General features: G+C 63.2%; 24 protein-coding genes and 1 pseudogene. 6 read left to right on the top strand and 19 right to left on the bottom strand.

All coding sequences use genetic code 11. The features are described 5' to 3' along the window. Nucleotides 1–152: 152 nt before the first annotated feature. The 7 genes and pseudogenes from rdgB to clpS all read right to left on the bottom strand — a co-directional run bounded on the left by rdgB (nt 153) and on the right by clpS (nt 5017). Nucleotides 153–788 carry an RdgB/HAM1 family non-canonical purine NTP pyrophosphatase gene (gene rdgB / locus LG294_RS06160; RefSeq protein WP_404290514.1) on the bottom strand — a complete coding sequence of 212 codons (636 nt, stop codon included), beginning with the start codon at nt 786–788 and terminating at the stop codon, nt 153–155. Beyond that, nucleotides 785–1519: a ribonuclease PH gene (gene rph / locus LG294_RS06155; RefSeq protein WP_404290512.1), complete on the bottom strand. Its 735-nt coding sequence runs from the start codon at nt 1517–1519 to the stop codon at nt 785–787. The genes rdgB and rph overlap by 4 nt, the downstream gene beginning before the upstream one ends. 106 nt (nt 1520–1625) lie before the next feature. After that, on the bottom strand, nt 1626–2066 hold the full coding sequence (locus LG294_RS06150; protein ID WP_404290510.1) for a PACE efflux transporter: 441 nt from the start codon (nt 2064–2066) through the stop codon (nt 1626–1628). A gap of 364 nt (nt 2067–2430) precedes the next feature. Further along, nucleotides 2431–3225 (bottom strand): annotated as a pseudogene (locus LG294_RS06145) (MBL fold metallo-hydrolase); the annotation flags it as partial. Then, nucleotides 3222–4145 carry a glutamate racemase gene (murI, locus tag LG294_RS06140; RefSeq protein ID WP_404290508.1) on the bottom strand — a complete coding sequence of 308 codons (924 nt, stop codon included), beginning with the start codon at nt 4143–4145 and terminating at the stop codon, nt 3222–3224. The pseudogene LG294_RS06145 and the gene murI, both read right to left, overlap by 4 nt. A gap of 3 nt (nt 4146–4148) precedes the next feature. Continuing rightward, nucleotides 4149–4727, bottom strand: a complete 579-nt coding sequence (locus LG294_RS06135) for a DUF2017 domain-containing protein (RefSeq protein WP_404290506.1) — start codon at nt 4725–4727, stop codon at nt 4149–4151. Between the two features lie 5 nt (nt 4728–4732). Further along, nucleotides 4733–5017: an ATP-dependent Clp protease adapter ClpS gene (clpS, locus tag LG294_RS06130; RefSeq protein ID WP_404290504.1), complete on the bottom strand. Its 285-nt coding sequence runs from the start codon at nt 5015–5017 to the stop codon at nt 4733–4735. A 117-nt stretch (nt 5018–5134) separates the two neighbouring features. On the opposite strand from clpS, the gene LG294_RS06125 reads away from it, so the two are divergent. Together LG294_RS06125 and LG294_RS06120 are read left to right on the top strand one after the other, a co-directional pair. After that, nucleotides 5135–6433 carry a nicotinate phosphoribosyltransferase gene (locus LG294_RS06125; protein WP_404290502.1) on the top strand — a complete coding sequence of 433 codons (1299 nt, stop codon included), beginning with the start codon at nt 5135–5137 and terminating at the stop codon, nt 6431–6433. 58 nt (nt 6434–6491) lie between these two features. Beyond that, nucleotides 6492–7109 (top strand): isochorismatase family protein, encoded by a 618-nt coding sequence (locus tag LG294_RS06120; protein ID WP_404290500.1) that lies wholly within the window; start codon nt 6492–6494, stop codon nt 7107–7109. A 10-nt stretch (nt 7110–7119) separates the two neighbouring features. On the opposite strand, the gene LG294_RS06115 is transcribed toward LG294_RS06120, so the two are convergent. From LG294_RS06115 to LG294_RS06100, 4 genes are all read right to left on the bottom strand, one after another. Then, a complete protein-coding gene (locus tag LG294_RS06115) occupies nt 7120–7782 on the bottom strand; it encodes a DUF998 domain-containing protein (RefSeq protein ID WP_404290498.1) in 663 nt (220 codons plus the stop codon). A 94-nt stretch (nt 7783–7876) separates the two neighbouring features. Further along, nucleotides 7877–9616, bottom strand: coding sequence for a bifunctional lysylphosphatidylglycerol flippase/synthetase MprF (locus LG294_RS06110; RefSeq protein ID WP_404290496.1), 1740 nt, complete (start codon nt 9614–9616; stop codon nt 7877–7879). A 47-nt stretch (nt 9617–9663) separates the two neighbouring features. Next, complete coding sequence (locus LG294_RS06105) at nt 9664–11430, bottom strand: DEAD/DEAH box helicase (protein WP_404290494.1); 1767 nt, start codon at nt 11428–11430, stop codon at nt 9664–9666. Nucleotides 11431–11469: 39 nt separating this feature from the next. Next, nucleotides 11470–11721, bottom strand: coding sequence for a DUF3039 domain-containing protein (locus LG294_RS06100; protein WP_096283864.1), 252 nt, complete (start codon nt 11719–11721; stop codon nt 11470–11472). A gap of 275 nt (nt 11722–11996) precedes the next feature. On the opposite strand from LG294_RS06100, the gene LG294_RS06095 reads away from it, so the two are divergent. Continuing rightward, a complete protein-coding gene (locus tag LG294_RS06095; protein ID WP_404290492.1) occupies nt 11997–13760 on the top strand; it encodes a DUF222 domain-containing protein in 1764 nt (587 codons plus the stop codon). Between the two features lie 131 nt (nt 13761–13891). On the opposite strand, the gene LG294_RS06090 is transcribed toward LG294_RS06095, so the two are convergent. The 4 genes from LG294_RS06090 to LG294_RS06075 form a co-directional block, all read right to left on the bottom strand. Further along, nucleotides 13892–15457: a transporter gene (locus LG294_RS06090; protein WP_404290490.1), complete on the bottom strand. Its 1566-nt coding sequence runs from the start codon at nt 15455–15457 to the stop codon at nt 13892–13894. Continuing rightward, nucleotides 15439–16197: an ABC transporter ATP-binding protein gene (locus tag LG294_RS06085; protein ID WP_404290488.1), complete on the bottom strand. Its 759-nt coding sequence runs from the start codon at nt 16195–16197 to the stop codon at nt 15439–15441. Before LG294_RS06085 ends, LG294_RS06090 begins: the two co-directional genes overlap by 19 nt. A gap of 151 nt (nt 16198–16348) precedes the next feature. Continuing rightward, on the bottom strand, nt 16349–17257 hold the full coding sequence (locus LG294_RS06080) for a co-chaperone YbbN (RefSeq protein ID WP_404290486.1): 909 nt from the start codon (nt 17255–17257) through the stop codon (nt 16349–16351). Beyond that, entirely contained in the window at nt 17257–19023 is a 1767-nt protein-coding gene (locus tag LG294_RS06075) for a hypothetical protein (protein WP_404290484.1), read from the bottom strand. The genes LG294_RS06080 and LG294_RS06075 overlap by 1 nt, the downstream gene beginning before the upstream one ends. Before the next feature lie 159 nt (nt 19024–19182). On the opposite strand from LG294_RS06075, the gene LG294_RS06070 reads away from it, so the two are divergent. Beyond that, the gene (locus LG294_RS06070) at nt 19183–20457 is read left to right on the top strand and encodes an AI-2E family transporter (RefSeq protein ID WP_404290482.1); all 1275 of its coding nucleotides are present in this window, start codon (nt 19183–19185) and stop codon (nt 20455–20457) included. Here LG294_RS06070 and LG294_RS06065 read toward each other — a convergent pair. Next, nucleotides 20454–20795 (bottom strand): hypothetical protein, encoded by a 342-nt coding sequence (locus LG294_RS06065; protein ID WP_404290480.1) that lies wholly within the window; start codon nt 20793–20795, stop codon nt 20454–20456. The two genes, LG294_RS06070 and LG294_RS06065, sit on opposite strands and share 4 nt — an antisense overlap. 55 nt (nt 20796–20850) lie before the next feature. Here LG294_RS06065 and nucS point away from each other — a divergent pair, with 55 nt between their 5' ends. Both nucS and LG294_RS06055 read left to right on the top strand, forming a co-directional pair. Continuing rightward, on the top strand, nt 20851–21546 hold the full coding sequence (gene nucS, locus LG294_RS06060; protein WP_404291660.1) for an endonuclease NucS: 696 nt from the start codon (nt 20851–20853) through the stop codon (nt 21544–21546). A 9-nt stretch (nt 21547–21555) separates the two neighbouring features. Beyond that, nucleotides 21556–22764: an N-acetylglucosamine-6-phosphate deacetylase gene (locus tag LG294_RS06055; protein WP_404290478.1), complete on the top strand. Its 1209-nt coding sequence runs from the start codon at nt 21556–21558 to the stop codon at nt 22762–22764. 86 nt (nt 22765–22850) lie between these two features. On the opposite strand, the gene LG294_RS06050 is transcribed toward LG294_RS06055, so the two are convergent. From LG294_RS06050 to atpD, 3 genes are read right to left on the bottom strand one after another with little or no spacing between them, the layout of a single operon-like run. Then, nucleotides 22851–23279, bottom strand: a complete 429-nt coding sequence (locus LG294_RS06050) for a DUF2550 domain-containing protein (RefSeq protein WP_404290476.1) — start codon at nt 23277–23279, stop codon at nt 22851–22853. Nucleotides 23280–23287: 8 nt separating this feature from the next. Next, the gene (locus LG294_RS06045) at nt 23288–23557 is read right to left on the bottom strand and encodes a F0F1 ATP synthase subunit epsilon (RefSeq protein ID WP_404290474.1); all 270 of its coding nucleotides are present in this window, start codon (nt 23555–23557) and stop codon (nt 23288–23290) included. Nucleotides 23558–23559: 2 nt separating this feature from the next. Continuing rightward, nucleotides 23560–25005 (bottom strand): F0F1 ATP synthase subunit beta, encoded by a 1446-nt coding sequence (gene atpD, locus LG294_RS06040; protein ID WP_404290472.1) that lies wholly within the window; start codon nt 25003–25005, stop codon nt 23560–23562. Nucleotides 25006–25033 lie beyond the last annotated feature (28 nt).

The raw sequence follows: 25033 nt of genomic DNA, 5'->3' as shown, positions 1-25033 counted from the left end.
CATAGAACCTAGAATGGATTTCTGCAATATCTGTCTTCTTCCGGGTACGAAAAAACCGGCCGGTTCCCCGCATTTCCTGAGTCGGAAAAATACGAAAAACCGGCCGGTTGACCAGAAACTGGATGGCTAGCTGAGCTAAGCCACGTAAGCGGTTACTTGGCGTCTAATGCCTTGCTGACCTCGGTGACAATCGCTGGCAGCAGCTGCTTGAACGCCTGCGCTCGGTGCGAGATCATGTTCTTTTCATCCGCCGAGAATTGCGCTAACGAACGATCGGAATCCTTGGGCTGGAAGACCGGATCGTAACCGAAGCCATGCTCGCCGGCACGCTCGCGGCGCAACCGGCCCGCAAGCTTGCCGAGTTCCACATGCTGCGCACCGCTCGGAGTAGCGAGCGCCGCGGCGCATACAAAGGCAGCCCCGCGGTGCTCCTCTGCGATATCGCCGAGCTGCCCAAGCAACAGGTCGATATTCGCCTCATCGTCACCGTGCACTCCTGACCAGCGAGCAGAGAAGATCCCGGGCGCGCCGCCTAGGACATCTACGCTCAAGCCCGAATCGTCAGCCAGCGCGATCAGCCCGGTAGCGGCACTGATCTCCATTGCCTTCTTCAGCGCATTGCCTTCGAAGGTGACTTGGTCTTCGACCGGGTCCGGGGCGCCGGCGGTGGCCGCGTCGATCACCTGGGTGTCAACATCCAGGCCAGGCACCTGGCCGCGCAGCAGCTCGCGAAGTTCACGCAGCTTGCCTTGGTTCCGCGAGGCTAGGACAAGTATTGCCTCGCTCATTTGGCGTTACGCAGGGTTTCGGTCTGGATCTGGGCAAGCTCGGTGGTTCCGATCAGCGCGAGGTCCAGCAGTGAGTCGAGCTCTGTACGATTAAATGGTGCGCCTTCGGCGGTGCCCTGCACCTCAACGAAGTCGCCGGAACCGGTGACCACAACGTTCATGTCGGTCTCCGCGCGAACGTCTTCCTCATAAGGCAGGTCCAGCATCGGGGTGCCGTCGATGATGCCCACGGAGATCGCGGCGACCGAGTCGGAAAGCACCTTCGCGTTGGCCTTGAGGATTCCCTCGCCCCGGGCCCATTCCAGAGCTTCGGCCAGCGCCACATAGGCACCGGTGATCGCGGCGGTGCGGGTTCCGCCATCTGCCTGCAAGACATCGCAGTCGAGCACGATGGTGTTTTCGCCCAGCTGTTTGGTGTCGACCACCGCGCGCAGCGAGCGGCCGATCAGCCGGGAAATCTCGTGGGTGCGCCCAGATAGCTTGCCCTTGACCGCTTCGCGGGAGTTACGGGTGTTGGTGGCGCGTGGAAGCATTGCGTATTCTGCGGTAACCCAGCCAGTGCCCTCGCCCTTGAGCCAGCGCGGCACACCCTGAGTGAAGGAAGCGGTGCACAGCACGCGGGTGTTTCCGAATTCGATCAGAGCCGAGCCTTCGGCCTGGGTGGACCATCCACGGGTGATGGTGATGTCGCGAAGTTGCGCGGCGCTGCGGCCGTCGGCACGTAAAGTCATGCTTCCATCCTAACGAAAACACCCCGGCTTCCGGGTCTGTGACAGCGCCGGAAGCCAGGGTGTTTAGTCCAACAGGAAGCCAACTCGGTTTCGCTGGTGGGCGGTGCTATTTCGCCGACTCTTCGACTTCGGCAGGTGTGGATTTTTTGGCCGGTAAAACCCGGTCAAATAGCCAAGCGAAGACGAAGGTGTAGATCAGGAAGAACACCAACAACCCGGCCTCCAGAATCAACGCTTCCAATAGCGTGACCGAGAGGATCCAGGCGAGGATCGGCACAAGAATGAGCACCAGACCGCCCTCGAAGCCAAGCGCGTGGACAACCCGACGCCCCACGGTGCGCACCTGGGATTCTTGGCGCTTTTCCCACGCGTCGAACAGGGAGGTCCAGATGTAGTTCCAGATCAGGGCCACAGCCGAAGAAGTCACGGCGACTATACCGGAATGTCCGCCACCGAATCCCAACAGGATCAAGGCCACCGAGGTAAGCACAATGGCGAAGAGCTCATAGGAAAGGACGTAGATGATACGTCGAAGAACCGAGGACACGAGGTACTCCTTAGAAGTAGTCCATAGGAAGTCCTTGCGGGTTCGCGTCCATGGTGAATAATAATTTGTCCCGCGAAACAGCTGCGGGGTTACTTTCAAAACTAGCACGCGGCGATTCCGCTCGCTAGCGTTCGGTGAGCGGAATCACCGGCTAGCTAGCGGAAACCATAGCTGATCCGCGGCGCCAGGATATTAGGATGCAACCGGGCCCTGGCTGCTACTTCTTGCGTTTGAGCAACGGGAACTTGCGGACCTTCTCGTAGTTGATCTTGGGCAGCGAGCCGGTGCGGGATTTGAGGTAGTCGGTTCCGCGGTCGCCCTTGAAGAGCGTCGGGTGCTTCTCCTCTTTCAAGGTTCCCGAGTAGACGCCGTAGGTCACTCCGGAAATTGCCACGGCGATCCCGCGGTCATAGGTTTCCTTGGCCTCATCGACGACCTTATTGATATCGGTCCACACCGGAATGTGGGTCAGCAGCAGCCGCTCGGCGCCCGCCTCGGTAGCCATCTGCCCGGCGCGCTTGCCGGTCAGGTGCACACCGTCGATCGAGTCGTCGCGGCCCTCTTCGAAGGCAGCTTCACAGAGGAATATATCCGAATCCTGGGCCGCATCCACCAGCCCCTGGCAGGTGTCGGTATCCCCCGAGTAGGTCAGCACACTGGTCAGCAGATCCCCGTCGGGGCCCGGTTCGCGGGCCTCCACGCGCAAGGCGTAGGACTCGTCGATGGGGTGGCGCACCGGGTAGGGGGTGATGGTGAACGGGCCGATATTCACCGGCTTGAGTGCGGTCCACGCGCGGAAGTCGTAATCCTTGTGCATGGTGTCACCCTCAGGCAGACCGTAGGCGGTCTCGATCCGATTAGCGGTATCCGCCGGCCCATGCACCAGCATTCTTTCGCGGTTCCAGCCATTTGGATCCCAGCGGATGGCCACGTGCATGCCGCACAGGTCCATGCAGTGATCCGGGTGGAGATGGGAAATCATGATCCCATCGAGGTCTTTGATGTCGGTATAGCGCTGCAGAACGCCTAGCGCCCCGGAGCCAAGATCGAGCAGGATCTTCCAGTCGCGAGTGCCGTCAAAGGCCGTGACCAGGTAGCAGGACGCCGGAGAGCTCGGGCCCGGGAACGACCCGGTGCAACCGATAATGGTCAGCTTCATTGCTTACTCGCTTTCGCCGCGGCAATCAGTTCCGGGGTTAGCCTGGTGATCGCACCGGTGGGATAGTGGGCGGCCACATGGTCCACATGGCGCACCTGCAATACTTCTGGTCCGAGGAACCGGCGAGCCAATACCCCAAAACTATCAGCGTTCCCGGTGGCAAGGAATTCGTGACGCGCCGCCATCTGGTCCGCGCGCACCAATTCATGGGTCGTCAGAGCCCGGAACGCGTCCTTCGCGGTCTCCTCGGCGCTGGAGACCAGGGTGACCGAGTCACCCATGACGTAGGAAATCACGCCGGTGAGCAGCGGATAGTGAGTGCACCCGAGGATCAGCGTGTCCACCTCGGCGGCCTTCAGCGGCGCCAGGTACTCCTCGGCCTGCGCCAGCAGCTCGGCACCGGCGGTAATCCCGGACTCCACGAATTCGACAAACCGCGGGCAAGCCACCGCATGCACCTTCAGTGACGGAGCGGCGGCAAAAGCATCCTCATAGGCGCGCGATCCCACCGTCGCCTGGGTGCCGATCAGCCCGATCTTCCCGTTCTTCGTCGCCGAGACCGCACGGCGCACCGCCGGCTGGATCACCTCGACCACCGGGATTCCGTAGCGCGCGGTGTAGCGTTCACGGGCATCTCGCAGCACCGCCGAAGAAGCCGAGTTGCAGGCGATCACCAGCAGCTTCACCCCCGAGTCAACCAGCTCATCCATCACCCCCAGCGCATTGGCCCGCACCTGGGCGATGGGCAGCGGGCCGTAGGGTGAGTTCGCGGTATCCCCCACATAGATCAGCGATTCGCCCGGCAACTGGTCGATGATGGCCCGAGCCACGGTCAGTCCGCCAACCCCGGAGTCGAAGATCCCGATCGGCGTATTGGCATTGGGCGCGCTGACCGGAGAACTGGCGAAGTAGGAGTTCATTGCTTAGCGCTCCGCATTCATCAGTGCCTGCATCAAGGTGTCCTGCACCCAGGAGACCAAGTTGTACACCAACCCCAGATACTCTTGGGGCGACTGCACGGCCGCCGCATCAACCAGCTGGGCGATGCGCTCGGAATCCGCCTCGTCGCGGATGTCCAGGCGTTCGGCGAGTACCAGGCGCACGTCGTTCAGCGCCCGCGCGAAACGTTGGGCGGCCGGAACCTGGAGCACCAGCTTCTCGGTCTCCAGCAAGAGCTGGGCCTCGCGTAATAAAGAAATCTTTTCGGCGATCAGATCCGCTTCGGTCAGCCGGCGGAATTCGGCCGCAACCGCCTTGTCCTCGCTGGCATCCGGAAGCAGCCGCTTGACCGCCGCATCGGATGGCTCGGGAAGATCTGCGCTCTTCGGGCGCATCCCGGTCAGCGCGTAGAGCGGATCGATATCCTCCGGCAACTCGTGCACCGCCGAGCGTTCTTCGAGCACTGAGATGACGTCGCCGAAGAGTTCGCGCAGCAGTTTTCGTTCCGAGGCGTGCAGCGAACCGGTGATTCCGCGCGCGCCGCTTTTGAAGGCCTTTGCCACGTAGCTTAGGCCTCCTGGGTCATGGTTGCCTGCAATCCGAAGCCGTGCATCGCATGCACGTCGGACTCGATCGCCTCCCGGGATCCGCTGCGCACCACGCAGAACCCATCGTTGTGCACCTGCAGCATCAGCTGTTCGGCGCGTTCACGAGTGAAACCAAAATACGACTGGAACACGTAGGAGACATAGCTCATCAGGTTCACCGGGTCGTTCCACACGATCAGACGCCAGGCCTTATCCTGCGCCTTGAGAGTCTCGGGGTTCGTCATTACATCGGGCATAGCGGTCATAATTGCCATTTTACGCCTCATCTTGCCAAGAGACGCGGTGCGTTGTGAATATCACCGCAAGCGTGAGGCGTTATACAGTAAAGGCCGGTCCATCCACTTTTCGATCAGGAGCACCACATGCTCACCAGCCTTTTCACCGATCACTACGAGCTGACCATGCTGCAGGCGGCCCTCGCCTCCGGCGCCGCTCACCGCCCCTCGGTTTTCGAAGCCTTCGCGCGCCGGCTGCCCGAGGGACGGCGCTATGGCGTGGTCGCCGGCACCGGGCGCCTGCTCGAAGGCCTCAAAGACTTCCACTTCGACGAAGCGCAGCTGCGCTTCCTCTCGGATACCAAGGTGGTCAATAAGCAAACGCTTAACTACTTGGAGAACTTCAAGTTCACCGGCGACATCACCGGCTATGCCGAAGGCGAGCTCTACTTCCCGCATTCCCCGATCCTCACCGTGCAATCCACCTTCGCCGAGGCCTGCGTGATCGAAACCTACATCCTCTCGATCCTGAACCACGATTCGGCCATCGCCTCGGCCGCCTCGCGCATGATCGCCTCGGCCGGCACCCGTCCGTGCATCGAGATGGGCTCCCGGCGCACCCACGAGGAATCGGCGGTGGCCGCGGCCCGCGCCGCGATCATCGCCGGCTTCGATTCGACCTCCAATCTGGAGGCCGGCGCACGCTACGGCATCAAGACCGTGGGCACCTCCGCGCACTCCTTCACCCTGCTGCACGACACCGAAGAGCAGGCCTTCACCGCGCAGATCCAGTCCCTGGGCAAGGACACCACGCTGCTGGTGGACACCTACGATGTGGAAGCCGGGGTGCGCACCGCGGTCAAGGTGGCCGGCTCGGAGCTCGGCGGGGTGCGCTTGGACTCCGGCGACTTGGTCCAGCAGGCCGGCTGGGTACGCGAGCTGCTGGACGATCTGGGCAACTGGAACACCAAGATCACCGTCACCTCGGATCTGGATGAATACGCGATCGCTGCCCTGGGCAGCGCGCCGGTGGATTCCTACGGAGTGGGCACCGCCCTGGTCACCGGTTCCGGGCACCCGACCGCCTCGATGGTCTACAAGCTCGTCGCCCGCCAGGATTCGGCCGGCAGTTGGATTCCGGTGGCCAAGGCCTCGGCGAACAAGGCCAGCGTGGGCGGGCGCAAGCATGCGGTCCGCCAGCTCAACGACCGCAACCGCGCCACCGCTGAAATCGTCGCGCTCGACGCGTACACCACCGGCGGACCCGAGCGCCAGCTTTCGGTGCCCTTCGTGACCGGCGGCCAGATCGACGAGTCCTACATCGGCGCGGCCGGAGTGGAAAAGGCCCGGGCGCGCCACCATGCTTCGATCCAGGAAATGCCCGGCGTGGCGCGTAAACTCCAGCGCGGCGAGCCGGTGATCCCCACGATCATCCGCGAGGACTGAGCACCGAAGCAGTATTATGGATAAAACCCTACTCACTCGCAATGACTAGGAGCGAAATATGAGTCGAGCCCTGCTCGTTGTTGATGTCCAGCCTGATTTCTGCGAGGGCGGTCCGCTGGCTGTGGCTGGCGGCAACGCAGTCGCCGCCGCGATCGCGGAGGATGTGATGGCCCGCCGCGAGTCCTACGCCGCGATCATCACCACCCAGGATTGGCATATCGATCCGGGAGCGCATTTCTCGGACAGCCCGGATTTCGCCGACTCCTGGCCGGTGCACTGCGTGGCCGGAACTGCAGGGGCGGATCTGCACCCGAGCATCGCCGCGCTGCAAGTCGACGCGCACTTCGCCAAGGGCCGCTTCGCCGCCGCCTACTCCGGATTCGAGGCGCGGGTCCTGGATCCTGGCGCGGCGCCCGAGGACGAGTCCGGCGCGTTGCTGGCGCACTGGTTGCACGAGCGGGAGATCACCACGGTGGACATCGTGGGCATCGCCACCGATCACTGCGTGCGCGCCACCGCGCTCGATGCAGCCCGCGAGGGGTTCGCTACCACCGTGCTGGCGCCGCTGACCGCCGCGGTGAGCCCGCAGAACTTGCCAGCGGTCTACGCTGAAATGCGCGAGGCCGGCGCCATCGTGCTCACCCTGGGCTTGGAACCGCTCAGCCCCGTGCCCTAAACCCACGTTTTCACTCCGGTGGCTGCGCCGCATCCTCGGCGGCCAAATCCAGGCAGAGCGCTGAAAATGCAAGGGTTTGCACCCGCTGCACCACTCCCGGAAGCAGTTTGGGCAGCACCAGGGTGAGCGTTTCGCTCAGCAGCAGCAAGCCCACCGTGGGTCCGGCAGAGACGCGCACCACCCGGCCCACCGTACCGCCGGAGTCCGCAGCGGCGCGTTGCAACCGCCAATGCTCCAGGCAGATCCCCGCGGCAGCCACCCCTGCAACGGTCGTTGTCACATAGTGCGCCGAATGGCTGCCGCTCGGCGTCCAGTGTTTTCCCTGCTTCCGCGGGCGCAGATGTTCATGGGAGATCGGATAATCCAACGGGCTGAGTGAGTCTCCGATCGTGGCCGCGCCAAATGTCGCCAGCCAGATTCCTAGCCACTTCCCTCCGCCGCGTCGCTGCATCATACCTGCGGTAATAAACAGACTCCCGGCCCCCAAGTCGAGGATCTGGAAAACCCTGCGATGCTCGCGGTCCCGCGCTGCCAATTCGGAGAGCAGGGTGATCCGCGGATCCAGTCTCCAGCCCAGCAACGCCTCGCTGGCCATTCCTCCTGAATAGAGCAATGCCCCGACGCGTAACGCTATACGGTACAGCTTTGTTCGGTCTGCCATCTGCTGCTTCATTGATCCGCCGCCTTAGTCAAAAATTGCCACACCATCAGATCCAGTAGCACGGAGAACTCCGTCGATCCCGCCGCACACCGCGCTGCCGCAACACCTACTCACCGGCACCGCCCCCAGCATTCCGGGTAGCATCACGTGACCTCGGGAGTTTCGAGCGCGATGAGAGACCGGGCAAATCCGCGTAGCCCTCAGCCTGGACCATCGCCAACCCCTGGGTCAGCCAGCGATCCACGGTGCCCACCGCGGCGTAGCGCGGTTGCCAGGTCGGATCGTATTTGGCGTTGAACTTCCCCAACGAGGTCATCCGGGCATGTTTGGAGGCTTGGCGTGCCACCAGCCTTTCAAACCGCGAGGCCTCCGGTCCCCCGGCGATCGCTTCGCGCAGCACCGCAAAGTTCAGCCCCAATCCACCGCCTGTCTCGGAGCGAAGCTTAAAAATGGTTTCCAGGATGACAAAGTCGCTGAGCCCACCAGGGACATTTTCCGCGGTGCTCCGGCGCATCACATCCAGTGACCAGCCATTGACCGCGGGAGCCGGGACCCACTGGATAAATGCTTGAGCCAGGCCTTGCGCATCCAAGGCAATGGACAGCATCAGCTCTTCATCGGCCGGGTCGAATAAGCGCGAGAGCGTCATCGAAAACCCGCGCTCTGCCTCACCGCGCCGGCTCTGCGTGGATAATTCGGTCAGCCGTTCACGCAGTGGGGCCGAAATCTCCCGCGGGCTCAGGTGCGCCACCGTGTACCCGGCACGCGCCAGGCGCGCATGTCCCTGCCGCAAGGATTTAGACCTCTTGCCCTGAAATGTGAACCGCTGGGTGTCGACGATCGCCTCATCGCCCAGGTAGATCGGGCGCAATCCGGAGCGTTCATAGATCGGCAGCCAGCTGGCTGCCGCACCGAGCACGCTGACCGAGAGCCCGCGGCGTTCGGCAAGCAGCATGAACTCGGCCCAAATTTCTTCGCGCTGCGCCTCGGGTCCGATCGGGTCTGGGGAGACTAGACAGACCGCGCCGCGCACCGCGTAGGCGATCACCGAGTCGGCTAAGAAAAAGTATTGCTTGTCATCGCGCAAGGCGAAGTAGTCCAGAGTGCCGCCCCCGTGGGCCAGCACCACCTTCCGGGCTCGTTCGCGCTCGGCGAGCTGTTCGCGGGTTCCGGCGGGCCGGGTACGGTTCGCCGAATACACAAACCAGAGCAGCATCCCGACCAGGCAAAGCAACAGTGCCACGACCACTTCCCAGCGCGGCGGGGTGCCGCGCTCGGCCAGCTCCCCGCCCACCGTCCCGAACACCTCGCGCAGCGCGGCGGTGAAACCCTGGCCCCTGCGTTCCATCAGGCGCACCAGCAGCCCAAGAGCGAGCAGCGTCGCCACACCCAGCACACCGGCGCTGATCAGCGCTACCCGCCGGGTCAAGAATCTGCCCGGCCACACCGGGAACGCCCGATGTTTGGCTCCCAGCCAGATTCCCGCGGCCAGGCTGAGCACCAGCACCGGCCAGTCGCTGGGCTTGGACAGGTGCAGCACCGCGTTGCCCAGCAGCAACAGCAGCGAACCGGCCCACGCCACCCGGTTTCCGCCGCGCAGATACCGGGCGACGACAAATAGCCCAAACGCTCCGAACACCGCGTAAATGCGCGAGATCTGCGTCAAGAATTCGGGAAACAGCGTCACCGAGCCCCGCAACCAGGAAGAAATCAGTGAGGTCACCGGGTACAGCAGCGGCTCAAAGAGGCTGAGCAGCCCTAGGAATATTGCCAGATAGCAGGCCGCGGCCCGGGCGCGATCGCGTCGCTGCACCCGGGCCGCGGCAGAAAAATTGCTCCTGGTCATAGCGGTAGTATCGCACCAGTTTCACCCGGTGTCTGGTGCCGCGCGGATTACTTGCGCCCGACGAACCAGTCCTGCAGCTTGTCGATGCGCGCCTGCAGCTGGTCCGCGGTAGCCTGGGGCACCGCCGGACCGCCGCACACGCTGCGCAGCTTATTGTGCACCTGGCCATGGGGCAGGCCGGTGCGCGAGGCCCAGGCCGAAACGTTCTTGGACAGCTTCGAACGCAGATCCATCATCCGCCGATGATCGCTGACCGGTTCGGGCTTCGTGGCCCCGCGTGAGATCTGCTTATTCTGCTGCTCGCGCAGCAGCGCGGAGACCTGCTCGGTATCCAGCAGACCGGGGATCCCGAGGAAGCCGAGCTCCTCATCGCTGCCCAGCTCCGCGCCGGTGCCGAATTCGCCGCCGTCGAAGAGCACCCGGTCAAATGAGGCTTGGGAGTTCAACGCCTCGAATTTGGCCTTGTTCAGCTCGTCGCTGGCCTTCTCTTCGCGGTTCGCCTCGTCGAGGAACGCGTCGTCCAGGCCGTCTTCGACCTTGTCCCCCTCGCGGTCCAGCGCGTGGTCGCGTTCGACCTCCATCTCATTGGCCAGCGCCATCAGCACCGGCACCGAGGGCAGGAACACGCTGGCGACCTCGCCGCGCTTGCGGCTGCGCACAAAGCGCCCGACGGCCTGCGCGAAGAACAGCGGGGTCGAGGTACTCGTCGCGTAGACGCCCACGCACAGCCGGGGCACGTCCACGCCCTCGGACACCATGCGCACCGCCACCATCCAGCGCGCATCGGAGGCGGCGAACTCGTCGATCTTCTGCGAGGCTTTCGGGTCATCGGAGAGGATCGTGGTGACCTTCTCCCCGCTGATCGCCTCCAGCTGGGTGGCATAGCCGCGCGCGTCCTCGTGGTCGGTGGCGATCACCAGGGCCCCGGCATCCTTCACCGTGCGCCGCACCTCTGAAAGCCGTCGATCCGCCGCACGCAGCACCGAAGGAATCCAGTCCCCGTGCGGGTCCAACGCGGTACGCCAGGCATGGGCGGTGACATCCTTGGTGAATCCGGCGCCGAGCTCGGCTTCCATCTCCTCACCGGCCGCGGTGCGCCAGCGCATCGCCCCGGAGTAAGCCATGAACAGCACTGGACGCACCACATGGTCCGCCAGCGCCTGGCCGTAGCCGTAGGTGTAGTCAGCCTTCGACCGGCGGATTCCGTCACCCTCGTCCACATACTGCACGAAGGGAATCGGCGCCGCGTCCGAGCGGAACGGCGTACCGGTCAGCGCGAGGCGGCGGGTGGCCGGCTCGAAGGCCTCGCGGATGCCGTCGCCCCAGGAAAGCGCGTCCCCTGCGTGGTGCACCTCGTCCATGATGACCAGGGTGCGTGCGCCTTCGGTTTTCGCCCGGTGCACGGCCGGTTTCTGTGCAACCTGCGCATAGGTCACCACGACGCCCACATAGTGCGAGCCGTGCCGGCCATCGGAGTTCTTGTAGTTCGGATCCAGCGCGAGGCCAACACGCGCCGCGGCATCGGCCCACTGCTTCTTCAGGTGGTCCGTGGGCGCGACGACGATCATCCGGTTGATCTTGCCCGAATCGATCAGCACCTTCGCCAGGCGCAGCGCGAAGGTAGTTTTACCCGCGCCGGGGGTAGCCACGGCCATATAGTCCCGTGGATTGGATTCAAAGTATTTTGCCAGCGCCTCGGCCTGCCAGGCACGAAGCTTCGGCCCGGTCCCCCAGGCCGCCCGTTCCGGGTACGCCGGAGGGAGCTTGTCTTCCAGCGGAAGCTTGTCACCAAAATCAAAAAGTGTCTCGGTCATTTACCTTTTCCCGAACTTGCCTGCTGGTTCTCCCGCTACTTAGCCCATCATGGATTCGTAGATTTCCTTGCATTCGGGGCAGACCGGGAACTTCTTCGGGTCACGGCCCGGCGTCCACACCTTGCCGCAGAGCGCGATCACCGGCTCGCCGGACAACGCCGACTCCATGATCTTTTCCTTCTGCACATAGTGCGCAAAGCGCTCATGATCGCCAGCTTCGACACTTTGATTCGTGTCAGTGCGCTCGATCGTTGATGTTCCGCCACGGGTTTCTTCAGACTGTTCCACCATGGCTTCAAGTCTAGTACGCAATCGACGCTCCAGGCACCTGAAAGAGTGGGAGCTTGTCCACACGCGCCGCCCCTTGACGGCCCCACCAGGACTTCCGGACCCCAAGAATTATCGGCATTACCAGCACCTTTACCCATCCCTACCTGCCGCCGCCGATCCCTGCCCCGCGCCTGATCGCCACCTGGGAAATATTCGATCCTGTCGGGAGTGTCCGACTTATCCACACTCGGCACCACCCCCGGTGGCATCCGCGCAACCGCGCGCATACTCGACTCATGAACACCACCGCCCATGAGGATGACCTCACCGAATTGCATGCGACGCTCGCCGAGCTGACCGCGGCTACCGGTGAGCCGGAAAACCTCAGCGGCGAAACCCTGCGCACCCTCGCCAACGCCGGCGCAGCCCTGTTCATTTTCCTGCGCAAACACCTTTCCACCACCACCGACCCTCGCCTCGCGCTGGAACTAGCCACCACCGGTCAGAGGCTCGAAGACGAAGCAGCCCGGATACGCGTCACCGCCGCAGACCGGCTGGCCGCCACCAACGCCCACACCCTGGATGAATCTGAACTCGACGCCTTGCGCAGCACGCCACCGGACACCACCCGCGAGGCGATCCGCTGCCCGGGCAAAGCCAGCTTCCAAACCCCCGCAGCGCTGCTCTCCTCCTGGATACGCATCCCCTTCGCGGAAGCGAACAAGCTCATCAACGACGCGAGCGACCTCATTGGCCGACGCGACATGGCAGGCAACCAAGTCCCACCGCGCTTCACCCATCTGGCCACCTTGTTCACCACCCCGGACCCGGCGCTTCATCCGGGTGTGGTGCGGGAGACCAGCCAGAAACTCGCGCGACGCGAACCGAAAGACCTGACCTTTGACGGGGCGGCCACCGAACCGACCCTGTTCCATGCCGACGGGCGCCCGGTCGAAGAACATGCAGCCACGCTGCTCTCCACCGGACAAAGCGTGTCTGAAACCAACAAACAAGTCCACGAGCTGATCACCAGTGTGAGCACCACCGAAGGGACCGCAACCGCCTCCTCGCTGCAGCGTGGGTTCTTTGCGTTGCCGGTGAAAAACTCGTTGAGCCGCGAATACTTGCTCCGGGTCTCCACCGTGGAAGGTGAAGTATTTGATTCGCTGATTGCCAAGTCCAATAATCCGCGCACACGGGCCGGCGCGCAGGCTCGGCTCAACCGGCCACCAGAGGACAGCCCTGCCTCGTCCACTAGCGCCACACCCGCTGGCATTGCAGAACAGACGGTTACAGGCGAAAAGGTCAACGACGACACTAATGCCGACGTTCATCTTCTGCACCCGGCAGCTCAGGACAGCGAGCACGAACCCGCAGCCGAACCAGAAACCGAAGCGCAAGCACCTGAACAGACTGCAACACCCGAGCCGGGGTTCCCGGACTTCCTACCCGATGGAGTGGGCAACGAAGCGAAATGGGAACCAGAAACCCCAGAAACCGTGGCCACCGTCCCCGAACGCGCACTGAACGCCCTGCTGGACATCCTCACCATGATCCCCAAAGGCACCGGGGAGGGCAGCCAGCGGATCAGGCCCGAAATCCTCGTCCATTTGAAGCTCGAGGACTTGCAAGATCTCGCCGCCGGCGATGCCCGCACCGCGCACGGGGTGCATTTGCCGCCCGGGGATTTGAGACGGCTCTTATGCGAAGCGGACATCATCCCGGCGGTATTCAATTCGAAGAGCGAACTGCTCGATTACGGCCGAGCTCAACGCCTGGTCCCGGAGAAACTTAAACGCGCCGTGCTGGCCCGTGATCGGGGGTGTATTGTGCCTGGATGCACCGAGCCGCCGGAGAAGATCGAGTTCCACCATATTGATCCGTGGTGGTTGGGCGGGGAAACGAAGTTGATCAATCTGGGTGGCCTCTGCCGTGGTGCGCATATGGATGCTGATTCGGGGCGGATCAAGATCGTGATGGTCGACGGGTTGCCGCACGTGATTTTGCCGAAGCATATTGATCCGCTGCAGTTGCCACGACGTAATACTTACTGGGACTGACCACGCTTCGAGGCAGCCCTCCGCTGCGCCAGCTGCCCCACGCGAATCAAACGCCTGGGCACAAAAACGCCCGTATCAGTCGAACCAGAATTCTGCGGTCCAAAAGATACGGGCGTTGCATGTGCTACTGCCTAACGGTTAACCAGCACCGCCTGCATCAGCTCTGGCTGACGCGCGTCCATGGTCTTGCCGCCAATCCTGATCCCGAAGAACAGCATGATGGAACCGGTGATCAGTCCAACTGCGAGGGCAATGTATCCAGCCATCATCGATTGCGTCACCCAGCCGAACACATAAGGTACCAGCGTAGGAATCAGCAGCACACCCATGATGCCGAAGGTCGCCAGCTGAGTCAGCGCCACGCGGGCCCCGCTTCCCGGAGGAGTTTTCATCGGGTTATCCCCCGGCAGCGGCACCGCGTAGGTGTAGCGAGCCGATGCGATCGAGGAGACACCCAGCGCGATCAAGAACGCACCCAACGATAACCCCAGGTCTCCGGGGATGCGCCATGGCTGGCCGGTCAGCGTAGCGGGAAGCACGGCTGCCAAAATCAGCGGAACGATCACCAACGCGAAGCAGGCCATCACGCGCCCTAACCGATCGGCTTTGCCCGACACCCCGGTCAGCACATGCAGCGCGAAGGCCGTGTTGTCGTAAGACACGTCCGCGGAGATCGAGAAACCCATCAGGATTCCGATCATCGGGCCCAACAGCAGCATCATCGTGTAGCTGCCGGTGGTTCCGCCAGCAAAGTAGAAGATGATCGGCAGCATCGGCACCATGATCACGCTCAAAGCGTAGCGCGGGTCCTTGAACCAGTAGGTCAGCGCGCGAGCGGCTACCGCACCGCTGGGGGTGGCCGGGGTGATTTTGAAGAATCCCAGTCCCTTTGCGCTCGATGCCCGCTGTGCGGCCGGTGGAGTCACGGTGGCTTTGGAGGTGGCTCGGGTCAGCAACAGATACAGCCCGGCCAGGTAGACCAGCGCCAACGCCAGATGCAGACCCAACGCAGCGAACTGGCCGGTGGCAAGGTCATTCGGCACGGCCGCAAAGGCCCCGAGCGGGGTGAACGCCAGCACCTTGGTGGCGGGAATCAGCAGGTCGAAAATCGACTCAGCGTTAGTGGCGATCGTGGTGATGATCGGGCCCAAGCCGATCAGCAGCAAGAACAGCAAGCCGAATGACAGCTCGCGGAAACGCCGCTTGGAGCGCAGCGCCGTGGCCATGATCGTCAGGTACTGGCAGAGCAGAATCGCCATCACCCAGGTGCCCAGCGCGCAGAGCACGCCCACGATGAGCGCTAACGGTTCCAGCCGCCAGATCGTGGAGAAGCCCAGCACCGCGAGCATCGTCAAAAAGGCCGGAACCGAGATGAACCCGGCGAGAATCAGCCCGCGGGCCAAGGCATTGGCCTCGATGCCGAAGTGGACGAAGCGCTGCGGTTCCAGAGTCAGGTCCACACCGGTGATCATCGGCGGAATCACAGCCCAGCCGAGCACAATCACGGAGCCGATCAGGATGCTCACCCAGCCGCGCACTTCTAGTGCGTCGGCGCTAAACCAGGCGGCCAGCGAAAGCATCACCACCATGCCCAGCGCGTAAAGCCCGCCGAAGATCACTCCCACCAGCTGCCACGGACTGCGCTTGAAGCCGTTGGCCAGCAGCCGCAGCTTCAGCCTTAGGATGTTCGCAACCATGACAGCCCTTCATTCGTGCCGCGGCCGCCAACCAGATCGACGAAGCGATCCTCCAAGGACATGCCGTCGCGCACTTCATCCACGGTTCCCGAAGCCTTCAGGACGCCGCCGTCGATGACCGCAACATGCGAGCACATGCGCTGGACCAGGTCCATCACGTGCGAGGAGACAATCACGGTGCCGCCGTAGGCGACGTAGTCGTTGAGGATGTCTCGGATATTCGCCGCGGAAACCGGGTCCACCGCTTCGAAGGGCTCGTCGAGCACCAGCAGCTTCGGTGAGTGGATCATCGCGGTGGCCAGCGAAATCTTCTTGGTCATGCCCGCGGAGTAGTCCACGACGAGCTTGTCGCCGTCCGCGCTCAGGTCCATGACGCGCAGCAGGTCTTCGGTGCGCGTGGTGACTTCCTCGCGGTCCATGCCGCGTAGCAGGCCAGCATAGGTCACCAGCTGCCGGCCGGTCAGCCGGTCGAATTGGCGCACCCCGTCGGCCAGCACGCCCAGGGTTCGCTTGGCGTTGTGCGGTTCCGCCCACATGTCCACGCCATTGACCAGAGCGCTGCCGTGATCGGGGCGGAGCAATCCGGTCGCCATTGAAAGCATCGTCGTTTTGCCTGCGCCATTGGGTCCGACCAGTCCGTAGAAGGACTTAGTGGGTACCTGGAGGCTGACATTGTTCACCGCCACCTTGTCACCAAATTGCTTGGCAAGGTTTCTTATTTCGAGCGCCATGCTATTCATGTGTTGAGAATATCAACCTGCCAAGTCAAGACGCATCATCCTTTGGAGTTAATCTCCTAGCTCGAGCCTGCGCCAAGAGCTTCGGGGCAAAATAAAACGACCCACGAACATCGCATGAACGATGCCGTGGGCCGTGGAGGGTAAAGCGTGTTTAGAACAGCACGCGCGCCAGCTTCTGGCGCGATGCCGCCACGCGTGGATCCGCATTGCCGATCACCGCGTAGAGCTCGATCAACCGGCGACGGACCCGTTCGCGATCTTCATCGGCTAAGCGCGCGATCAGCGCCACCAGCCGGGCGAAGGCATCTTCTACATGGCCGCCGACCAGATCCAGATCCGCCACATTCATCTGCGCGGTCAGGTCATCCGGGTTCTCTGCCGCGGCGGCTCGAGCCTCGTTCAGATCCAGATTCTGCGTGCGGGAAAGCAAACGCACCTGGTAGACGCCGATCTGGGCGTCCTGGTCGTTGGGCTTTTCGTTGAGAGCTTCAAGGTAGGCGGCTTCCGCGGCGGCGTAATCCCCGGCGTCAATTGCGTCCACTGCCTTTTGGTGCAGCGGTGGCAACGCTGGTTCTTCGCTTTCCCCGGTGAAAGCCGGAACGCTGCCGCCCAGCCCCTGCTGCACGCCAAGCTCGGCCAGCTGGTTGAGCACCTGGTCGATCTGCTCGGCTGCAGCCGGACCCTGGAAGAGCGGGACCGGTTGGCCGTTGACCAGCGCGACCACCATCGGAATCTGCTCAGCCTTGAACGCCTGTGCGATATTGGGGTACTTCTCCGCGTCGACCAGACCGAGCACCATCTTGCCGGCGCGGCGGTCAACGAGGGTTTTCAGCGCGGCATCGAGGTCTGCGGAGACCTGCACCCGAGGCGAACCCAGGGAGACGATCGCCGGCACCTGCTGGGAGAGCCCGACAAACTGCTGGAATGCCGCCTCATCCAAGGTCAGCGTCCAGCTGGCCACGGAACCGCCCGGGGCGGCCTCGGTCACCTGCGGTCCGCTAGCGGCAAGGGCGCCTAAATCGATGGCTCCGCGAGCCGAAGGAATATGTGGTTCGGTCATTAGTTCTCCTCCGCCTGCTTGACGCTCAGCAACACTACCTCGCTGGCGACAAGCTGAATCTTGTCGTCATTGCCGGACGCTGGGATGTACATCATCACCGGTTCGGCGTACGTGATCTCTACGTTACCCGTCGAGGTGCTCGAACCGAGCAGCTTCTTGGTCAGGTCATCGGCGCTCTCCAGCGGATCTGCATCCTCGGTGCGCTCGAAGACCGCCTTCTGGTTCAGCCGGCCGGTGACGATCGCTCCGCCATCGGGGGTGGAGATCACCTGCGTGTCATTCTTCGTGACCGAGCGCGAGTACTTCACATTCGCCTCGTTGGCTTCTTCCTGTTCCTTCTTCTGGCCCGCGTGGATCGCCTTGATGAATTCGGATTCCGCGAAGTTGTCCTTGTTCTTGGACTTCTCGTTGGTCAGCACGTCCGCCAGCTGGTTGAGCGCGTCTTCGGGCTTGACCTTCAGCCCCTCGGCGTTGGCTGCCAGCTGCTGGATCGAGGGATCGCCCACTGCGATGCCTGGGAAGGTCGAGTTAGGCAGCATCTGCGCGCCGAAGCTGACCTTGTAGTTTTCGCGGGGGCTGTCCTGGCGCAGGGTCAGCGCCATCGGCAAGGTGGCCGGATCCGAGTCCTTGGCGGTCACCACGGAGATCATCCGCGGGAACTTCGCCTCGGAGCTATTCGGCACGGCCGCCGAGCGGATCACCGAGGTCTTCAACTCCAGCGGCTCGGCGATCTTGATGTCGTCGTTCAGGATGTCGTAGCGCTTGCTGCGCAGGTCCTTGAAGGCACCGGAGGCACGGGCATCCAGGTCCTTCTTCGTGTTCTTCTCATCGGCCTTGCCGATCTGCTTCTCCACGTCGCCCAGGATCCGCTGCAGCTGTTCCTCGGTGAGCACCGGGTAGGCCTCCGGCTCGGCTTCCTCGGACTTCGATTCTTCGGCCTTGTTCGAGTCTTCGGCGGCTTGGCTCTCTTCGGCCTTGTTCGACTCCTCAGGTTCCGCGGAGTCCGATGCCTTGGCCGATTCGGCTGGCTTGTCATCCGACGGTGACATCGGCAGGTTCACTCCGCCCACGGCCAGCGCGAGCACCGCGGCAATGGCCAGCGAGTTCTGCGTGGTCGAGCCGCCCTTGGCGTTCGGGGCGGCCGGCGCGGCGCGGCGTGCAGGCTTGGAAGGCTTGATCACGCGCATCAGCAGCAGGGCAATGCCAAAGACGAGCAGCAGCGCGCCGATGATGATCAGCGGCAGCGCCCATGGCATGGCATCGTCGTTGGCGTAGGTGACGGAGATGTCCGCCGGTGCGGCCTTGGTGCCGTCCGCGGCCAGCAGCAGCGACCAGTCGCCGTTATCCGGCGCGGTCCAGCGATAGGTCATCGTGCCATCGGCCTTCTGCGAGTCGAAGAACAGGTCATCGCCAGCCGGGTTCGGGGTCTTCTTCTCCCCGTCGATCAGTTCGGCAACCAGCTGGTGGTTCTCCCGATCCACTCCGGTCAGCTCGACGTGGGCGGCGTCATCGACCCAGGCCTCGACGTCGTAGCTGCGCGCCAGCGAGGCGGTGAATTCGCCTTCTCCGCTGATCACCAGCTCCACCGGTTCGGCGTTCTCGTTCTGCACCGACGGCTGGATAACCGTCAGCGGCGCCTCCGATTCAAATTCTGGCATGCTTGCGGTGACCGTTTCGGGCGGGGCCCAAAAGGTCTTCTGTCCGATCCCAACTACCAGGGCAACGGCCCCAAGCAGGATCGCGATCACGGAGATTACTTTTCGCACGACTTCACCTATTCGCCTACGGTCACAGCTGTTCTTTCACAAGTCTAACGAGTCCATTGCCTCAATGGTTCCTCGATCTACCTGTGAAGTGGCTCAAATGAGCACGTCGGAGTGTCATAGAGCACTTTTAGAACCCATTCGGGCGGTATGCTCGGTGCCATGGAGAGTAATCAGCCGCCCAATGAACTTCCAGAGCCGGCTACAGACCCCGCGCACCCCTCCGAGGCAGGCTCAACCCCCGGGCAGCCGGAGCGGGCATCGGCCGAGCCCGATTCCCCCACCGCGCAGTGGGCGCGGCGGCTTTCCAACAAGGTCAACTCGCTGCTGAAGTCCCCCCGCCACCCCAACGCGTTCGGCGAGCTTCCGGACTCCGCGGATCTGGAAACCCCCGAGCCGATCCCTGCCCTGCACCCGATTTCCATGGGCTTTCTGGGCACCATCGGCGTGGGATTGGCGCTGGCCGGCTACTACCTGCTGACAAATGTCGGCTCGCTGATCACCTGGATAGCGATCGCCCTGTTCATCGCCCTGGGCCTGGATCCGCTGGTGCGGTTCTTGATGCGCCGCGGGTTGAACCGGCCGCTGGCGGTCACCGCCACGATGGTCGGGCTGCTGGCGGTGTTCGCGGGGTTCATGGCGCTGATCATCCCGACCCTGGTCACCCAGATCACCCAATTCATTTCCCGCGCCCCGGAAATCACCGATAATTTCCTCAATAGCCAGTGGGTCAAGCAGATCGATGCGCAGTACGCGCTCTCGGCACGCGTCAATACCGAGGTGCAGCGGTTCTTCGGCGATTCCGGCGCGGTGACCAATGTGTTCGGCGGCGTCCTGGGCGTCTCGCAGACGGTGGCCCAGTCGATGTTCGGGGTGCTCATCGTGCTGGTGCTGGCGATCTACTTCCTCGCCTCGCTGCCGGGCATGATGTCGTTTTCGATGCGCATGGTCCCGCGTTCGAAGCGGGCGCGCGCCGACGAAATCGCCACCCGCATCACCCGATCGGTGGGCAACTACGTCATGGGCCAGGCCTCGGTGGCGGTGCTCAACGCGCTCGTGGCGCTGTTGCTGATGACCGTGCTCAAAGTTCCGTTCGCGGCCTTGCTGACCTTGCTGGTCGCGATGCTCGCCTTCATTCCGCTGGTCGGCGCGGTGATCGCCGGGGTGCTGGTCACCCTGGTCACCCTCACCCTGGGATGGCAGACGGCGCTGATCTACGCGATCTGCTACTTCGGCTACCTGCAGGTCGAGGCGTACTTCGTCTCCCCGCGCATTATGAACAAGGCGGTCGCGGTGCCCGGGGCCGTCGCGGTGATCTCGGTGATCGCCGGCGGCACGCTGGTGGGCATCACCGGAGCGCTGATGGCAATTCCGGTGGCAGCCAGCGCGATGATCTTGCTGCGCGAGGTGTTCATCGCCCGGCAGGACCGGCTCTAGTAGCGGTACGAGCGCGATTCCCAGCAGTTCGGATGCCAGTGCCGGCGATTTGAGGCGGCGGCATCGTCACCGGACCAGTGGTCGGCGCGCCAGGCCACCACATGCGCCACGCCCGGGGTGATCATGCGGTGGCAGCCCGGGCAGGTGTAGGTTTTCACCGCGTTGATCGGAGCAATCTTGCGCACATGCCATTGGCCGTCCGGGGCATCCTGCAGGCGCACCACCCCATAGCGGGCGCGCTGCATCCAGTCTTCGTCGTTGCCTTCGGGCGCGTTGGACCGCGACCGAGCATTCGGGGTGGATCCTGGTTTGCGGCGCGGGCGGTTCGAACGGGGCATGCCTTTAATCATGCCGTATCGCGCACCGGTGGCACGAACCGGTAAAGTAGGTCGGGTGCGTTTAGTGGTTGCAAAGTGTTCAGTAGATTACGAGGGCCGTCTTCGAGCCCACCTCCCCCTAGCTACCCGGCTGATCATGGTCAAGGCCGATGGTTCGGTGCTGATCCATTCCGACGGCGGCAGCTACAAGCCGTTGAACTGGATGAATCCGCCGCTGGTATTACGTGAGGCGAGTCCCGATGAGGATGCCGCCGCCCTTGGCGCGCTCAGCGTCTGGCATGTGACCAGCGCGAAGACCGATGACAAGTTGACCATCAACTTCCATTCGATCGAGCACGATTCGGCTCATGAGCTGGGCGTGGACCCGGGGCTGATCAAGGACGGCGTGGAGGCGGACCTGCAGCGGCTGCTGTCCGAGCAGATCGGGCTGCTCGGCGACGGCCACCGGTTGGTGCGCCGCGAGTACATGACAGCCATCGGCCCGGTGGACATCCTTGCGCGCGACGGGCAGGGTGCCGCGGTGGCGGTGGAACTCAAGCGCCGCGGCGACATCGATGGCGTCGAGCAGCTCACCCGCTATCTGGAGCTGCTCAACCGCGACCCGCTGCTCAAACCGGTCACCGGAGTGTTCGCCGCCCAGCAGATCAAGCCCCAGGCCCGCACGCTGGCCGAGGACCGCGGGATCCGCTGCCTGACCCTGGATTACGATGCAATGCGCGGAGTCGATGACTCTGAGGGCAGACTCTTCTAAGCTAGGTACATGAATACCGCTTCGCGTTACGCCATTTTCGCCACTCTCGTCTCCGATGGGCAGGAAGTCAGCGATGGTGTGCTGGCCATCGAGGACGATCGAATCCGTTTCGCGGGCAACCGCGACGACTGGCTCGCCCTGCCCGAGGCGGAAGAATTCACCGAGCATCCGGTGCCCGAAGGCACCATCCTCATCCCCGGGCTGATTGACCTGCACTGCCACGGGGCGCTCGGCGCCGACTTCGCCGCCCCGGAGCACGGGCCGGTCACCGACGCGCTGGACTACCTGCACCGCTCCGGCACCACTACCCTGCTCGCCTCGCTGGTCACCGCCGAGCAAGGGGCGATGACCCGGGCGGCGGAGATTCTGGCGGAGTTCGCCGAAGCAGGCAAAATCGCCGGCATCCACGCCGAGGGTCCGTTCCTCTCCGCGGCACGCTGCGGGGCGCAGGATCCGCGCTACCTCACCGACCCGGACCCCGAATTCGTCGAGGAGCTCGTCGCCGCCAGCCGCGGCCAGCTGCGTACCATGACCTACGCGCCGGAGCTTACGGGCAGCGAGGAGCTGATCGAACAGCTCGTCACCCTCGGCGTGGTGCCCTCCCTGGGCCATACCAACGCGAGCGCCGAGGTCACCGCCTCCTCCCTGCGCTACGCCCGCGACCAGCTGGGCAACGCCGGGGTGGATGGCTTCACCGAGAAACCCACCGTCACCCACCTGTTCAACGGCATGCCGCCGCTGCATCACCGTGAGCCCGGCCCGGTGGCCGCCTGCCTGGAAGAGGCTTCGCGCGGCAACGCCTTCGTGGAGCTCATCGCCGACGATGTGCACCTGTCCCCCGATACCGTCCGCTTGGTGTTCAACCTGATCGGCGGGCGCCATGTGGTGCTGGTCAGCGATTCCATGGCCGCCACGGGGCTGAGCGACGGAGAGTACTCGCTGGGCCCGGCGCAGGTTGAGGTCAAGGATGCGCAGGCGCGCCTGGCCGATGGCTCACTGGCCGGCGGCACCAGCACCCTGCTGGAGGTGCTGCGCTGCACGGTCAACGCGGGCATCCCGCTGGCTCGGGCGATCGAGTCCGCCACCTCCATCCCCGCCGCGCTGATCGGCCTGGCCGACGAGGTGGGCAGCTTGCACTATGGCTTCTGCGCCAACGTGGTGCTGCTGGACGCGAACTTGCAGCTGCAGCAGGTGATCCGCAACGGGCAGGTCCTCTGACCCGCAGCAGGCTGCTTAAACAGAGAATCCCGCCTCATCGCACCCAATGGGTGGACGAGGCGGGATTCTTTGTTTGCGGTACGATCTCAGATTTGCCAACTGCCGGCGATCGGCCCGGCTTCAAGCCAGGCGGAAAAACCGGTGTAGTCGCGGTAGTCCATCGCCAGCAGCCGTTCTTCACCCAATTGGGTCAGCTGCACGATGACGAACCCCGGAGGAATCAGCATCGCTTCATCCTCGCTGGGCCGGCGCCAGCCATTCATCTCAAGTCCGCGGCGCTGCAGCACGTAGCTGGGCACCGGGGAGACAGAGAAAAACCGCAACAGGTCCAGATGCCCGCCGCCGTAGCGGCCGATCGCCATCATCCAGCGGCCCTTGGGCGTCAGGATGGAAGCGTCGAAGGTGCCCAGCGTGCGCCGCAATTGAATGCGGCGCACGCCCATGGCACCAAAGAACAACACGATGCAGGCTAATACCAGCAGCGCTATCAGAACTGGTGCGGTTATCTCGATCAATTCAATGCCTACGCTGCGGTACCAATCACAGCGTTATCGGCTACGATCACCACGCGGTCCGAATCGACGGAGAAGAATCCACCGTCGATCTGCACCGAGAAGCGCGCTTCGGAAACTGGATCGATTTCCAGATCCCCAGCAGCAAGCACCGACAGCATCGGGACGTGACCGGGCAGAACGCCGATCTCGCCGTCAACCGAACGTGCCTTGACCAGCTTCGCAGCGCCGGACCACACGAAGTGGTCCGCCGCAACGATTTCGACCTGAAGTTCGGCCATGGTTAGCTAGCCTTCTGGATTTCGGCCCACTGGCGCTCGACGTCATCAAGACCGCCGATGTTGAAGAACGCCTGCTCAGCAATGTGGTCCAAGTCGCCATCGCAAATGGCCGTGAAGCCTTCGATGGTGTCCTTGATGTCAACGGTCGAACCCTCAACGCCGGTGAACTGCTTGGCGGTGTAGGTGTTCTGCGAGAGGAACTGCTGGATGCGACGTGCACGCGACACGACGATCTTGTCCTCTTCGCCCAGTTCGTCAATGCCGAGGATCGCGATGATGTCCTGCAGTTCTTTGTTCTTCTGCAGAATAGCCTTCACGCGGATGGCAGTGTCGTAGTGAGCCTGACCGATGTACTGCGGATCCAGGATTCGCGAGGTGGAGGTCAGCGGGTCGATCGCTGGGTACAGACCACGCGACGCGATTTCACGCGACAGTTCGGTGGTTGCATCCAAGTGAGCGAAGGTCGCAGCTGGAGCCGGGTCGGTGTAGTCATCGGCCGGGACGTAGACAGCCTGCATCGAGGTGATCGAGCGGCCCTTCGTCGAGGTGATGCGTTCCTGCAGCAGACCCATTTCATCGGCCAAGTTCGGCTGGTAACCCACGGCCGAAGGCATGCGGCCCAGCAGGGTCGACACCTCGGAACCGGCCTGGGTGAAGCGGAAGATGTTGTCGATGAACAGCAGCACGTCCTGGTTCTGCACATCGCGGAAGTACTCCGCCATGGTCAGTGCCGACAGTGCCACGCGCAAACGAGTTCCCGGTGGCTCATCCATCTGGCCGAACACCAGTGCGGTGTCCTTCAGAACGTTGGCTTCGTCCATTTCGACCCAGAGGTCATTACCTTCACGGGTGCGCTCGCCCACACCGGCGAATACCGAAGTACCACCGAAGTTACGTGCAACACGGGTGATCATTTCCTGGATCAGCACGGTCTTACCCACGCCTGCACCACCGAACAGACCGATCTTGCCACCCTTGATGTAAGGGGTCAGAAGGTCGATCGACTTGATGCCAGTTTCCAGCATCTCGGTCGAGCCCTCAAGGTCTGCGAACTTAGGTGGCTGGCGGTGGATCGGCCAGCGCTCGGTGACCTGAATCTCCGAGTTGTCAACGTCCAGGGCGTCGCCCAAAACGTTGAAGATGTGGCCCTTGACACCGTCGCCAACAGGGACGGAGATCGAAGCGCCGGTGTCGATTACCTGGGTACCGCGTACCAGGCCGTCAGTGGCCTGGAGGGATACCGCACGGACCATGTTGTCACCGAGGTGCTGGCTGGTCTCGAAGGTAATGGTCTTGGTTACACCGGCGAGGGTTAGCTCGGCGGTGAGGGCGTTGTAGATTGAAGGCAGTGCATCGGCAGGGAACTCGACGTCCACGACCGGGCCAATCACGCGGGCAATACGACCGGTGGCCCCTGCAGTAGCCTGCTCGTTGAGTTGGGCAGTCATCTTTCTCACTTCTTGTCTGGTCGGAGTA

This window comes from Glutamicibacter arilaitensis (assembly GCF_044793945.1).
Lineage (GTDB): Bacteria > Actinomycetota > Actinomycetes > Actinomycetales > Micrococcaceae > Glutamicibacter > Glutamicibacter arilaitensis_B.
The sequence above is the reverse complement of the archived record's forward strand: the minus strand, read 5'-3'. Positions and strand labels throughout refer to the sequence as shown.

Coding starts and splice junctions, on each gene's coding strand:
- rdgB (WP_404290514.1), bottom strand. CDS start 788: ATGAGCGAGGCAATACTTGTCCTAGCCTCGCGGAACCAAGGCAAGCTG.
- rph (WP_404290512.1), bottom strand. CDS start 1,519: ATGACTTTACGTGCCGACGGCCGCAGCGCCGCGCAACTTCGCGACATC.
- murI (WP_404290508.1), bottom strand. CDS start 4,145: ATGAACTCCTACTTCGCCAGTTCTCCGGTCAGCGCGCCCAATGCCAAT.
- clpS (WP_404290504.1), bottom strand. CDS start 5,017: ATGACCGCTATGCCCGATGTAATGACGAACCCCGAGACTCTCAAGGCG.
- LG294_RS06125 (WP_404290502.1), top strand. CDS start 5,135: ATGCTCACCAGCCTTTTCACCGATCACTACGAGCTGACCATGCTGCAG.
- LG294_RS06120 (WP_404290500.1), top strand. CDS start 6,492: ATGAGTCGAGCCCTGCTCGTTGTTGATGTCCAGCCTGATTTCTGCGAG.
- LG294_RS06115 (WP_404290498.1), bottom strand. CDS start 7,782: ATGAAGCAGCAGATGGCAGACCGAACAAAGCTGTACCGTATAGCGTTA.
- LG294_RS06110 (WP_404290496.1), bottom strand. CDS start 9,616: ATGACCAGGAGCAATTTTTCTGCCGCGGCCCGGGTGCAGCGACGCGAT.
- LG294_RS06105 (WP_404290494.1), bottom strand. CDS start 11,430: ATGACCGAGACACTTTTTGATTTTGGTGACAAGCTTCCGCTGGAAGAC.
- LG294_RS06100 (WP_096283864.1), bottom strand. CDS start 11,721: ATGGTGGAACAGTCTGAAGAAACCCGTGGCGGAACATCAACGATCGAG.
- LG294_RS06095 (WP_404290492.1), top strand. CDS start 11,997: ATGAACACCACCGCCCATGAGGATGACCTCACCGAATTGCATGCGACG.
- LG294_RS06090 (WP_404290490.1), bottom strand. CDS start 15,457: ATGGTTGCGAACATCCTAAGGCTGAAGCTGCGGCTGCTGGCCAACGGC.
- LG294_RS06085 (WP_404290488.1), bottom strand. CDS start 16,197: ATGAATAGCATGGCGCTCGAAATAAGAAACCTTGCCAAGCAATTTGGT.
- LG294_RS06080 (WP_404290486.1), bottom strand. CDS start 17,257: ATGACCGAACCACATATTCCTTCGGCTCGCGGAGCCATCGATTTAGGC.
- LG294_RS06070 (WP_404290482.1), top strand. CDS start 19,183: ATGGAGAGTAATCAGCCGCCCAATGAACTTCCAGAGCCGGCTACAGAC.
- LG294_RS06065 (WP_404290480.1), bottom strand. CDS start 20,795: ATGCCCCGTTCGAACCGCCCGCGCCGCAAACCAGGATCCACCCCGAAT.
- LG294_RS06055 (WP_404290478.1), top strand. CDS start 21,556: ATGAATACCGCTTCGCGTTACGCCATTTTCGCCACTCTCGTCTCCGAT.
- LG294_RS06045 (WP_404290474.1), bottom strand. CDS start 23,557: ATGGCCGAACTTCAGGTCGAAATCGTTGCGGCGGACCACTTCGTGTGG.
- atpD (WP_404290472.1), bottom strand. CDS start 25,005: ATGACTGCCCAACTCAACGAGCAGGCTACTGCAGGGGCCACCGGTCGT.